At 46.5% G+C, this 12967-nt stretch carries 9 protein-coding genes; all 9 read left to right on the plus strand.

Translation table 11 applies throughout. The features are described from left to right. Window positions 1–44 precede the first annotated feature (44 nt). Window positions 45–2594, plus strand: a complete 2550-nt coding sequence (gene nirB, locus EP13_RS03195) for a nitrite reductase large subunit NirB (RefSeq protein WP_044055997.1) — start codon at window positions 45–47, stop codon at window positions 2592–2594. 15 nt (window positions 2595–2609) lie between these two features. Next, window positions 2610–2966: a nitrite reductase small subunit NirD gene (gene nirD, locus EP13_RS03200; protein WP_156026794.1), complete on the plus strand. Its 357-nt coding sequence runs from the start codon at window positions 2610–2612 to the stop codon at window positions 2964–2966. Between the two features lie 35 nt (window positions 2967–3001). Beyond that, window positions 3002–5749, plus strand: coding sequence for a nitrate reductase (locus tag EP13_RS03205; RefSeq protein ID WP_231497918.1), 2748 nt, complete (start codon window positions 3002–3004; stop codon window positions 5747–5749). 19 nt (window positions 5750–5768) lie between these two features. Further along, the gene (cobA, locus tag EP13_RS03210) at window positions 5769–6665 is read left to right on the plus strand and encodes a uroporphyrinogen-III C-methyltransferase (protein ID WP_052364261.1); all 897 of its coding nucleotides are present in this window, start codon (window positions 5769–5771) and stop codon (window positions 6663–6665) included. Next, complete coding sequence (locus tag EP13_RS03215) at window positions 6649–7641, plus strand: glycosyl transferase family protein (RefSeq protein ID WP_044056000.1); 993 nt, start codon at window positions 6649–6651, stop codon at window positions 7639–7641. Before cobA ends, EP13_RS03215 begins: the two co-directional genes overlap by 17 nt. Window positions 7642–7833: 192 nt before the next feature. Beyond that, window positions 7834–9150: a methyl-accepting chemotaxis protein gene (locus tag EP13_RS03220; RefSeq protein WP_044056001.1), complete on the plus strand. Its 1317-nt coding sequence runs from the start codon at window positions 7834–7836 to the stop codon at window positions 9148–9150. Between the two features lie 483 nt (window positions 9151–9633). Next, entirely contained in the window at window positions 9634–10962 is a 1329-nt protein-coding gene (locus EP13_RS03225) for a CmpA/NrtA family ABC transporter substrate-binding protein (RefSeq protein ID WP_375276771.1), read from the plus strand. Window positions 10963–10995: 33 nt separating this feature from the next. Then, window positions 10996–11991, plus strand: coding sequence for an ABC transporter permease (locus EP13_RS03230; RefSeq protein ID WP_044056003.1), 996 nt, complete (start codon window positions 10996–10998; stop codon window positions 11989–11991). A gap of 15 nt (window positions 11992–12006) precedes the next feature. Next, a complete protein-coding gene (locus EP13_RS03235; RefSeq protein ID WP_044056004.1) occupies window positions 12007–12873 on the plus strand; it encodes an ABC transporter ATP-binding protein in 867 nt (288 codons plus the stop codon). The last annotated feature ends 94 nt before the right edge of the window (window positions 12874–12967 follow it).

A 12967-nucleotide genomic window follows, 5' to 3' on the forward strand; every position in this document is an offset into this window, starting at 1 on the left:
GTTGGAGCGGGCTTTTTTTTTGCGATGAAAAAAGAGGAGAGACCATGACATCTCTGGCTTCGAAAGAACGAATTCTTGTTGTTGGTAACGGCATGGTGGGACACCACTTTGTTGAGCAGTTACATCAGGCCAACGAAAATGCTCAAATTACCGTGTTGTGCGGCGAGTCGCGCTTGGCCTATGACCGTGTTCATCTGTCCTCTTATTTCAGTGGTGCCAGTGCAGAAGACCTTGCATTAACTGATGCTGCTACTTATACAGAGTGGGGAGTGAATTTCGTTACGAACGCCATGGTAACCGACATTCTCCGTGATGAAAAAAAGGTATTAACCTCTGAAGGTCAGGCCTATGTGTACGACAAACTCATTTTGGCAACGGGTTCGTACCCCTTTGTTCCTCCTATTCCAGGCAATAACCAACCCCACTGTTTGGTTTACCGAACCATTGACGATTTAGAGGCAATAGAAGCTTCTGCCAGAGAAAGTAAAACAGGGGTTGTTGTAGGTGGCGGTCTACTGGGATTAGAAGCTGCAAATGCTTTGAAAGAAGCCGGTTTAGATACCCACGTGGTGGAATTTGCACCTCAGCTCATGGCCGTGCAACTTGATGTTACTGGCGGTCAAGTCCTCAAGGACAAGATTGAAGGTTTAGGGGTGACTGTGCATACCCAAAAAGCCACTCAGGTCATTGAGAGTGGCGAGCAGGCGCGATACCGTATGGTGTTTGCCGACGATACTTATTTAGAAACGGACATGATCCTGTTTTCTGCAGGTATTCGTCCTTCCGACCAGTTGGGCAAAAAAGCCAATTTGGCGCTAGGTGAACGTGGGGGCATCGTCATTGACGATAGCTGCCTAACCTCAGATCCCGATATCTACGCCATTGGTGAATGTGCCTTGTGGCAAAACCGTATTTTTGGCTTAGTCGCGCCTGGTTATACTATGGCACGCGCCGCCGTCAGTCATTTGACCGGTGGCGATACACGCTTTTCCGGCGCAGATATGAGCACCAAATTAAAGTTAATGGGTGTAGAGGTTGGCTCTATTGGTGATGCTCACGAGCGAACCGAGGGGGCGCAAAGTTACACCTACTTTAATCAACCGGAAGGTGTGTATAAAAAATTAGTGGTCGATGCTGAGCAAAAGCAAGTGTTAGGTGCTGTACTTGTGGGTGACACCAGTGATTACGACACGTTGTTGCAGTATGCCTTAAACGGAATTGAACTGCCCGAACAGCCAGAAAGCCTTATCCTCCCAAGTAGCGATGCCGCACCTGCGCTAGGGGCAGATGCATTGCCTGATACCGCCACGATTTGTTCGTGTCATAACGTAGCCAAAAGCGACATTGTCACTGCAATTGATGGGGGTTGCTGTAGCTTAGGGGATGTGAAAGGCGCAACGAAAGCAAGCACCGGCTGTGGCGGATGCACTGCATTGCTGAAAAATGTCGTAGACAGTGAGCTTGAAAAGCGCGGTGTTGAAGTGTCTAAAGCTATTTGTGAGCACTTCAATTATACCCGACAAGAGCTTTTTCACATTGTTAAAGTGAATGGCATTACCTCGTTTGAGCAGTTGCTTGAAGGTCATGGCAAAGGATTAGGCTGCGAGATTTGTAAACCTGCCGTGGGCTCAATTCTGGCCTCTGTGTACAACGACTATATTCTTAAACAAGAGCACCTCCCCCTGCAAGATACCAACGATATTTACCTTGGTAACATGCAAAAAGACGGGACTTACTCCATTGTACCAAGGGTGGCTGGCGGCGAAATTACCCCAGAAAAACTCATTCTTCTGGGTGAGGTCGCCAAGCAATATAACCTCTATACAAAAATAACCGGTGGCCAACGTATCGACCTTTTTGGGGCGCGGGTGGAGCAATTACCTGAAATTTGGGAAACCTTAGTGGCCGGTGGATTCGAAACGGGCCATGCCTACGCGAAAGCGCTGCGAACAGTGAAATCCTGTGTAGGCAGTACTTGGTGTCGATACGGTGTTCAAGACTCAGTAAAAACCGCTATTGATTTAGAAAACCGTTACAAGGGATTGCGCGCGCCACATAAAATCAAATTTGCGGTCTCTGGTTGTACCCGTGAATGCGCAGAAGCGCAAAGCAAAGATATTGGTGTTATCGCCACCGAGAATGGCTGGAATTTATATGTGTGTGGCAACGGCGGTATGAAGCCTCGTCATGGCGACTTGTTTGCCACCGATTTAGATACTGAAACCCTAGTACGTTATATCGACAGAGTCTTGATGTTCTACGTGCGTACTGCCGACCGACTCCAACGTACCTCAGTTTGGATGGACAATTTAGAAGGTGGCTTGGCATACCTTCAAGATGTGGTGATAAATGATTCGTTGAATCTCAACGATGAACTTGAAGCACAAATGAATACCTTGGTAGCAAACTATCAGTGCGAGTGGAAAACCACTATTGAAGATGAAGCATCACGCAAGCGTTTCCGTCAGTTTGTAAATAGCAAAGCTGCAGATGCCAATATTCAATTCGTTGAAGAGCGTGGACAAGTTCGACCGGCAACAGAAATGGAAAAAAAGCTAGGTACGAATAAAGCGATTCCAGTGGACGTAATTTAATTCCGGGAGAAGATGATGACAGCAACAACACAACTTGCCGCTCAGTGGCATGATGTCTGCGGGCTAGACGATTTAGTGAACAATAGTGGCGTATGTGCCCTCATCGGCGAACAACAAATTGCCATTTTTTCACTCACTATCAAGGGTGAGCAGCAAATCTACGCGATTAGCAATTGGGATCCCGTAGGGAAAGCAAATGTACTTTACCGCGGTTTACTTGGCTCTATTGGCGATGAAATTGTCGTAGCCTCACCGCTGTATAAAGAGCATTACTCATTAGTGACGGGGCGCTGTCTAGAGCGAGATGACGTCAGCGTGCTGGCATATAAAGTGAAGCGAGACGGTGACCGTATTTTTGTTGCCGTTGAATAATTCCAAATAAGATTGCGAAGTGAAATAGGATGAATATGGCCACACCCACCTACCAAGCGAATACATCGACAGAACAACTAAGGCAATCTACCTGCCCTTACTGTGGTGTGGGCTGCGGTGTGGATATCAGTTGCAACGTAAATGGGCGTGTCGTATCCCTGGACAAGATTTGTGGTACGCCCGAGCATCCGGCCAATCACGGTCGCTTATGTGTGAAAGGTACAAACCTGCTAGAAACAAACAGCCTTGGCGGGCGTTTGCTCCATCCAACCATAGCAGGGGAAAAGGTGGAATGGGACACAGCAACGCGCCTGATTGCCGACAAAATAACACAGACCGTAGCGCAGTATGGCGCGGATGCCGTTGCTTTTTATGTCTCGGGTCAGCTCCTGACAGAAGACTATTATATTGCCAATAAGCTAATGAAAGGCTTTATTGGTAGTGCCAACATAGACACCAATTCTCGCTTGTGCATGTCCTCAGCAGTAGCGGCATATAAGCGCGCATTTGGTGAAGATGTGGTGCCTTGTCAATATACCGACTTAGAGAGCACTGAATTGCTGGTGCTTACTGGTAGCAACACCGCATGGGCCCACCCTGTGTTATTTCAACGAATTCAACGGGCGAAATTGCGTAATCCCAACATGAAAGTGGTGGTGCTAGATCCGCGTAAAACAGAAACTTGTACCCTTGCAGATTTGCATTTACCGCTTAAGCCAGGTACAGACGTGGCGGTGTTTAATGGGTTGCTTAACTTTGCTCACACCAATGGCAGCATTGACGCAAACCGCGTACATACCTTTGCCGATGGACTGGATGACGCTGTGGCGGCTGCTAACGACATGGACATAGATAGCGTTAGCCAATATAGCGATGTAAACGCTAACGATTTACTCACCTTCTATAGGTGGTTTTGTGACGCTGAGCGCGTGATTACGTTTTACTCAATGGGCATCAATCAATCGGCCTTTGGCGTAGACAAAGCAAATGCCATCATCAATTGTCACCTAGCACTGGAGCAGATAGGTCGAGAAGGGGCGGGGCCATTTTCTATTACCGGCCAACCTAATGCCATGGGGGGAAGAGAGGTGGGCGGATTAGCGAATATGCTTTCGGCTCACAGAGACATTGAAAACCCCAAGCACCGGGACAGTGTCAAATCGTTTTGGAACGCGCCGCATATTTGTGAACATCAAGGCCTTAAGGCGGTGGATCTATTTGATGCTATGGCATCAGGTAAAGTGAAGTTTGTGTGGATAATGGGCACAAACCCCGTGGTGAGTATGCCACACCGAGAACAAGTGGAAAATGCCCTTCGCCGATGTGAAACCGTGGTGGTGTCAGATATTGTCAATAAAAATGATACCCTTGATTTTGCACATATTGCTTTGCCTGCAACCGGGTGGTCAGAAAAAGATGGGATGGTGACAAATTCAGAGCGAAGAATGTCTCGTCAAAGAGGCATACTTCCTCCCCCCAAAGAGGCGCGTCACGATTGGCAAATTATGTGCGATGTTGCCAAAAAAATGGGGTTTGAAGATGCCTTTGATTATTCTCATCCTTACCAAATTTTTGATGAGTTTGCGCGTCTTACTGCTTACGAAAATGACGATGAAAAATTGCTGAATTTAGCCGCTTTGGTTGGCATGACTCAACAGGAATACGACAACTTCAGCCCTGTACAATGGCCTCTTGAAAGGCGCTCTGATGGAAGTGTACAAACTATTCGCCCCTTTACTTCGTTAACCTTTCCAACGGATAACGGTAAGGCGAAATGTATTGCAGTGACGCCTCAGTTACCCCAACAAGTCACCACCGCTAGCTTTCCATTTGTGCTTAACAGCGGCCGCTCTAGAGACCATTGGCATACCATGACACGTACAGGGAAGGCCGCTAAATTACATGCGCATATGCCACACGCAAGCGTGTCTATGCATCCAATGGACGCACAAGCCCTGCAGCTTTCCTCAAAGGCTTATGTGAGTTTAAGCAGTGAAGTCAGTGGAGAAACCCCGTGTATTTTCCCTGTAAGTATTGATGAGGGTATCAGACGGGGAGAGCTTTTTATTCCCATTCACTGGTCCGGAGTTTGGGGTTCCCACAGCAAGCTCGCAAAGCTTTATGCTCCGGCGACAGATGCTATTTCTGGCCAACCCGAGTTAAAGCATGCCGCGGTTAATGTGGTGCCAACCTCATTTAAGAGTTTCGGGCAAGTGTGCATAAGAGAACAAGATGCGCAGCGTTTAGGCGATAGCTGGGGAGATTACTGGGCCAAAACTCAAACGGCACATGGCGTCAGCTGGTCAGTGGCAAGTCACCTTGATATTTCACAGTGGTTATCACACCTTTTAACCCGTTTACCCAAAGATTGGGTAATATACCAACACAAAAATACCTCAGGCGTCTGCCTAGTCGGTGTTCATAACGATACCGTGTGTGCCTTCGTCTCCCTTGGCCAGGTATGTCCTAGTCAATCACCGGATTGGCTACTGCCAATGGGGGGGATTGATAGCTTACTCAACTCAGCGCTCACTAACGACACCTTATCCAATTTGCTTCATGGACGTGTGGACGATGCCTTCACAAAAGGGGCACAGGTTTGTAGTTGCTTTAATGTGAGAGAAAAGACCATCAGTGAAGCGATTGAAGCTGGATGCCAAACGGTGGATGAGTTGGGTGAGCGATTAAAGTGTGGCACCAATTGTGGTTCTTGTAAGCCTCGACTGAGCGAAATGCTTAACGCTTTTGCTTCCCTTGAAATCCCCTCTGTTGAAACAGCCTAATTAAATAGGAGGCATTCACATGCAAACACTCACGCATCGTTGTCATTGTTTTTTGAAAGCAACCATTGATACTTCAGTGGAGTTAAAAGAGGTATTTTCACGTTATTTATCATCTTTTAGCCGCTCTGGAGCTAATCGCTCTAAGTATGGTCATGTCTTTATTGTTGGGGCAGGACCAGGGGATGCTGAGTTACTTACGGTTAAAGCGGTCAATGCTATTCAAAGCGCTGATGTGGTTTTGTTTGATGCCCTGGTTAGTAAAGAAGTATTGGCGGTGATCCCTCACCACGTAAAACGAGAATTTGTTGGTAAACGCTGTGGCAAGCACAGCATGACTCAACAGGAAATTTGTCAAAAAGTAGTGTTACTTGCTCAGCAAGGTGTCAACGTAGTACGGCTGAAAGGCGGTGACCCAGCGCTGTTTGCGCGTACCTGCGAGGAAACCACCGCGCTCACTCAAGCCAGCGTCGAATTTGCTATTATCCCTGGTATTACAGCCGCATCCGGTATGTCGGCCTACACGGGCATCCCTTTAACCGACAGACGCTGCGCCCAAGCCGTCAGTTTTATCACCGCACATTTTAGCGATCCTAAGACCTGGCCTGATATGCAGCGCCTTTGTGCCACTATGCAGCAGCAAACGGTCGTGGTGTATATGGGGTTAAGTCGTCTAGCACTGTTATCTGAGCGATTAATCGCCGCGGGGCTAAGTGCACAATGGCCGGTGGCAGTTATCGAAAATGCGACGTGCGCCAATCAACAAACGATGACCGGCACCCTTGAAACCATTTCACAGCAGGTTAAGACAGCAAACCTTCAAGGTCCGACGTTACTTGTATTTGGAAAAGTGGTAGAGTCGAGACAAGACGTTTCATTATCTCTGCTTCAATCGAATCTCAATGTCACAGCAATTTAGCGAATATATTAAAATAATTGGCAAGGGCCAAAAAGGTAGCCGAAGTTTAACGCGGGAAGAAGCTTACCACGCGATGAAAATGGTGTTAGCTGATAAAGTCACGGGCGAGCAACGAGGAGCTTTTTTAATGTTGCTGCGTACCCGTGAAGAAACGCCCGAAGAGGTGATTGGGTTTATAGACGCGTGTAGGGAACTGCTAGCGCCTGATTTATCAACCCTTACTCCACAAATCGATATAGGGTGTTACGCAGGTAAACGTCGGCAATTACCTTGGTATTTACTGGCGGTGGCGCTATTAGCACGAAAAGGCTACACCGTTATGCTACACGGCGCGCACGAGCCGGGTTCAGGCCGTTTGTACGCCAGCAAAGCGCTGCCCCTCTTAGGTTTACCTCCGGCAACAGATATACCTCACGCAAAATCACAATTAGCACAGGTTGGCGTAACCTACCTGGACTTGTCCCATTTACTCAGCCCGCTTAATAAACTGATTAAATTACGCGAGTTTTTTGGTTTGCGCTCATGTGCGAATACCTTAGCAAGGCTATTGAATCCCACCTTGGCCAAATGTTGCGTACAAGGTGTTTATCATATGCACCTTGATCATAAACATTGTCGTGTGAATGAAGCGTTTCCCGAGTTCGATGCACTTTGCTTTCGTGGCGATGGGGGAGATCCTGAGGTAAACAGCGAGCGAGACACCGAGCTATTTATTACCCGAAGCGGACAAACTCAAGAAATTATCCTGCCAGCACAAACGCAAAAGTGGGCATTGAAAGATACCGCAATGGATGTCAACGATATGCTCAAATTTTGGCGAGGTGAAATTCAACACGCTTATGGACAACAAGCGGTTATCGCAACCTTAGCAAGTTACTTAGTCCTGTTGGAAGATATTAGCGTCGAGCGAGGTATAGCGCTGGCTCTCGAGTTATGGAATCAACGGGAAGCAACACAATTACCCTTCAGCGGTTAGCCCAATCATTTTTCAGAAAGCCGGTTTTGACCGGCTTTTTTTGTTTTTCGTGGCCAAAACAGGACAAGTGAAAATCCTCTGCTATCTTTAATGCACTACATACGTAATGTGTTATTCCTCGCCTGATCTACTTAATTTTCCATTTCAACACAAACATAGGCGAGCAGGGTGCTGTGATATTAGGAGCAAGAGATGTTTTTTAAAAACAAAGAACTAGAAGCAGAAAATGCACGTTTAAAAAAGGAGCTGGCTGCCTTTTTGACGGTACAAGATGAGTTGCGGGAAGAAATGTTACACATTGCCCTTAACCCTCAAGGGCAAATTACTGATATTAATGATGGCTTCTCAACAGTATCAGGCTATGGATTACCCCAGTTACAAGGCAAAAGTTTATCTTCTTTAATTCCACAGCATCTAACCCAACATGATGGCGTAAAGCGTATGTTGAAGGCCATAAAAGATGGCGATCATTGGCATGGTATGATGAACTTTCTTCACGCCAACGGCGAGGAATTATGGTTTCGCGGTATTTTACAGCCCATTGAGGGGCAGAAGGACAACGTGATCCAGTTTGCCATTTACATGGCAGAACAGACCAAAGACATCACCAAAAGCCATGAAATGAAAGACATGCTAGCAGCGCTTCACAATGCCTCGGCCGTTATCGAATTTGATTTAAACGGAAATATATTGAAAGCCAACCATAACTTTCTTTCTACCATGGGCTATAGCGAGTCACAGATTGTCGGTAAACATCATCGAATATTCTGTAGTGCCGAAGACGCTGAATCTCCCGAATACAAAAGGTTTTGGCAAGATCTGAGCCAAGGTAAAATGTATTCAGATCGCTTTAAACGGGTGGACAGTCGCGGGAATGAGGTTTGGCTTGAGGCCTCATACAATCCCATTAGAGACGAATACGGAAAACTGTACAAAGTGGTGAAATTTGCCACTGTGATTACTGAACAGATGCAAAGGGAATTTGCTATTTCTGAGGCAGCTAACGTCGCTTTTAGTATTTCAAAAGAAACCGGCGAGCACGCAAAAAATGGCAATCAAGTGTTAGATAACACGGTTCGCATTATGGGAGAACTCACAGAGCAAACCGGGAAGGCGAGCAGTGGAATTAAAGAATTAGACGAGCAATCTCAAAAAGTGGCTGATTTGGTGCAAAGTATAAGTGGTATTGCTGACCAGACTAATTTACTGGCTTTAAATGCCGCTATTGAGGCCGCGCGTGCTGGGGATCAAGGTCGAGGATTTGCAGTGGTTGCCGATGAAGTTCGCCAACTCGCTTCACGCACCAGCAGTGCGACAGAAGAGATTGTTAACGTAGTGGTAGAGAACAGAAAGCTCACAGAAAATGCTGTACAGCTTATTGAGGCAGGACAAGAAAAAGCACGTGAAGCCCTAGAGTACTCAACAGAGTCAGGCAAAGTGATGAGTGATATTGAGAAAGGCGCCACAGAAGTGGTAAATGCCATCGGTCAATTTACCCAAAGGTTATAGCGGCCGCTTGACGTTCCAAGGCCTCGCTCGTTATGCACAAAAACGTGCTTATCTAGTGCATGGTTTGCACTTTTTTTGTTCAGTCTCTTTTGTGGCCTGAAGGGGGTAAAGTCAAAAGTTTAGTAATTTCATAAGGTTAAACTTTTGGCATGATCAGTGCTTTTTATAAATGTAACTCGTTCAATGCATAATATGACATTGAGTGATAATAAAAATAAGAAACGCTAGGAATATATCGCGTACATCTTCAGAGGTATGCAAGGAAGAGAAGGAATCCTCTTCATATAACAATACAGTCGCTTGTTTCTCATCGCGAGGTGACATAACAGGCATGGCAACGAAGCCCACCAGCAAATAATGCTAATCCATTATTCGCTGGTGGGTTTTTTTTTGGTTCGAGGAACGCAAATGTTTACGTTAAAAACTAGCTCGCTGTTAAAAAATGTACCCAAAACACTGACGAAAGTACTCGCCCTGACGCTCATGGTCAGTGCTCCCCTAAGCCTTGCGCAAAGCGAAGAAAGCGTGGGGTGGCCAGAGAAAGAAGAACTTAAATTCGGTTTTATTAAACTAACCGATATGGCTCCCCTTGCCATTGCCTATGAAAAAGGCTTCTTCGAAGATGAAGGACTGTACGTAACACTGGAAGCACAAGCGAATTGGAAAGTGTTGCTTGACCGTGTTATCGACGGGCAATTAGATGGTGCGCATATGTTGGCTGGGCAGCCACTAGGCGCAACCATTGGGTTTGGTACGGAGTCCCACGTTGTCACTGCATTTAGTATGGACTTAAACGGTAATGGTATCACTGTCTCCAACGAAATTTGGGACAAAATGAAAGCCCATATTCCCGTAAAAGAGGGTAAACCAGTACATCCTATTAAAGCAGATTACCTAAAACCTGTTGTGGATGAATACCGCGAAGCGGGTAAGCCATTTAAAATGGGGATGGTATTTCCTGTCTCTACTCACAACTATGAACTTAGATATTGGTTAGCAGCAGGTGGTATTCATCCTGGTTACTATGCACCTCATAAAGGTGATACCTCTGGGCAAATAGATGCTCAAGCGCTACTGTCGGTTACGCCACCACCACAAATGCCAGCCACGATGGAAGCCGGCACCATTTACGGGTATTGCGTAGGTGAGCCATGGAACCAGCAGGCGGTATTTAAAGGTATTGGTGTGCCAGTGATCACCGATTACGAAATTTGGAAAAACAACCCAGAGAAAGTATTTGGCGTAAGCCAGGCTTGGGCGGATAAATACCCTAATACGCATATCCGAGTGGTTAAAGCGCTTATCAGAGCCGCCATGTGGTTAGATGAAAACAACAATGCCAATCGTCCTGAAGCAGTAAAAATTCTTGCTAAAAGCACGTATGTAGGTGCGGATGAAGAAGTACTGGCTAACAGTATGACAGGTACTTTCGAATACGAAAAAGGCGACAAACGCGAGGTGCCTGATTTCAACGTGTTCTTCCGTTATAACGCTACCTTCCCTTATTACAGTGATGCCATCTGGTACTTAACGCAAATGCGTCGTTGGGGGCAAATTTCTGAACCTAAGTCAGACGACTGGTACAAGGACATTGCGCGCAAAGTGTACAAACCTGAAATTTATGCGGTGGCGGCGAAAGCCCTTATCGCTGAAGGCAAAGCCGATGCGGCAGACTTCCCAGAATTCGATACAGAAACAGGGTTTAAACCACCGCAAAGCGAGTTTATCGACGACGTCACTTACGATGGTTCAAAACCCAACGCTTATTTAGAGCAGTTTAACATTGGCTTGAAAGGCGAAACGGTACTGTAATCCGAACATCCACAGGTATTCATGGAGAAATTTATGAGCAAAATGGCAAATATCCTCAGTGTGTCCCCTACCAGAGCCCCCTCTGGCGGGGCACTCGCTAAAGTGTATCAATCAGCACCGGTATTGTTGTTGCCATTGATTGGACTGCTGATGTTTTTAGCGGTGTGGAATGGTGTGGCGAAATCCATTGATACGTCTTTAGGGCAGTTCCCTGGTCCTGCTCAGGTATGGGAACAAGCGGGTGTATTGATTGATGAGCACAACGCACAGCGCGAAAAAGCGGATGCATTTTACGAGCGACAAGCGCAGCGTAATGCGGCAAGAGTGGCACAAGATCCAAGCTATGAACCTAAAGTGAGAGACTTCACCGGCGCACCTACTTTCATTGACCAAATATGGACAAGTTTGTATACCGTGATGGTGGGGTTCTTTATCGCGTCTATCATTGCTGTGCCGTTGGGTATAGTGTGTGGTTTAAGTAAGTCAGCTTATACTGCGATTAACCCGCTTATTCAGCTGTTCAAGCCGGTTTCCCCGCTTGCGTGGCTGCCCTTAGTCACTATGGTCGTGAGTGCCTTGTATGTCAGTGATGACCCCGCCTTTTCGAAGTCGTTTGTTACCTCAGCATTTACCGTATCACTCTGCTGCTTATGGCCGACGCTTATCAATACAGCCGTTGGTGTATCCAGTATCGATAGTGACCTTATAAACGTGAGTAAAGTACTTCGCTTAACACCGTTTTCCCATCTCACGAAAATTGTATTGCCATCGTCCATCCCTATGATTTTCACCGGTTTGCGCTTGTCCTTAGGCATAGGTTGGATGGTATTGATTGCGGCAGAAATGTTGGCGCAAAACCCTGGGTTAGGGAAGTTCGTCTGGGATGAGTTCCAAAATGGTAGTTCAGAGTCACTGGCTCGAATTATGGTGGCAGTGCTCACTATTGGGGCTATCGGCTTTGTGTTAGATAGAGCCATGTTATCGATACAGCGATTCGTAAGCTGGGACAAAACCAGCGTATTACGCTAGTCAAAGGAGACACATATGCAACCTAAACATTTAGAACTAACCCAAGTAGGGATTGACTTCCCTACACCAAAGGGCCCGTTTACTGCGCTCACCGACGTTAACCTTAAAATAGCGAAAGGTGAATTTGTTTCTCTTATTGGCCACTCAGGTTGTGGTAAATCCACCGTACTGAATATTGTCGCGGGCTTGCATACAGCCACTACCGGAGGCGTCATCCTCGATGGTGCGGAGGTGAACTCTCCGGGGCCTGAGCGTGCAGTCGTGTTTCAAAATCATTCATTGCTGCCTTGGTTAAGCGTGTATAAAAATGTTGAGTTAGCGGTAAAACACGCTATGCGTGGAAAATCGAAACAGGAAATGCGTGATTGGGTCATGCACAACCTTGAACTCGTTCATATGACCCATGCTTTAGATAAGTTGCCCAGTGAAATCTCTGGTGGCATGAAGCAAAGAGTCGGTATTGCCAGGGCACTGTCTATGCAACCTAAAGTGTTACTTATGGATGAACCCTTTGGGGCGCTTGACGCACTTACACGTGCACATTTGCAGGATGCGCTTATGGAAATTCATGCAAATTTGGGTAACACAGTGATTATGATTACCCATGACGTGGACGAAGCCGTTTTGTTATCCGATCGTATCGTGATGATGAACAATGGCCCAGCGGCCACCATTGGTGAAATACTCAACGTTGAACTGCCACGCCCACGTGAACGTCTTGCGCTGGCGGATAATCCTGAATACAACCACTATCGTCATGAAGTGCTCACCTTTTTGTATGATAAACAAAAAAAAATTGAGCCTGTCTCGCCACATATTAAAGCCAATAAGGAAAAGGAGACGTCTGAATCAAAAGCTTCAAACAGTTCAGATGCTGCCTAAGCTGTACGCCGTAATCTGATTTAAATACGTTAATTGTAAAAGGAACGTTTTCTTGGTTTTACACCAGGAAGGGAGCCCTTTACCTAAAAATCAC

This window comes from Alteromonas australica, assembly GCF_000730385.1.
Lineage (GTDB): Bacteria > Pseudomonadota > Gammaproteobacteria > Enterobacterales > Alteromonadaceae > Alteromonas > Alteromonas australica.

Coding starts and splice junctions, on each gene's coding strand:
- nirB (WP_044055997.1), top strand. CDS start 45: ATGACATCTCTGGCTTCGAAAGAACGAATTCTTGTTGTTGGTAACGGC.
- nirD (WP_156026794.1), top strand. CDS start 2,610: ATGACAGCAACAACACAACTTGCCGCTCAGTGGCATGATGTCTGCGGG.
- EP13_RS03205 (WP_231497918.1), top strand. CDS start 3,002: ATGGCCACACCCACCTACCAAGCGAATACATCGACAGAACAACTAAGG.
- cobA (WP_052364261.1), top strand. CDS start 5,769: ATGCAAACACTCACGCATCGTTGTCATTGTTTTTTGAAAGCAACCATT.
- EP13_RS03215 (WP_044056000.1), top strand. CDS start 6,649: ATGTCACAGCAATTTAGCGAATATATTAAAATAATTGGCAAGGGCCAA.
- EP13_RS03220 (WP_044056001.1), top strand. CDS start 7,834: ATGTTTTTTAAAAACAAAGAACTAGAAGCAGAAAATGCACGTTTAAAA.
- EP13_RS03225 (WP_375276771.1), top strand. CDS start 9,634: ATGGTCAGTGCTCCCCTAAGCCTTGCGCAAAGCGAAGAAAGCGTGGGG.
- EP13_RS03230 (WP_044056003.1), top strand. CDS start 10,996: ATGAGCAAAATGGCAAATATCCTCAGTGTGTCCCCTACCAGAGCCCCC.
- EP13_RS03235 (WP_044056004.1), top strand. CDS start 12,007: ATGCAACCTAAACATTTAGAACTAACCCAAGTAGGGATTGACTTCCCT.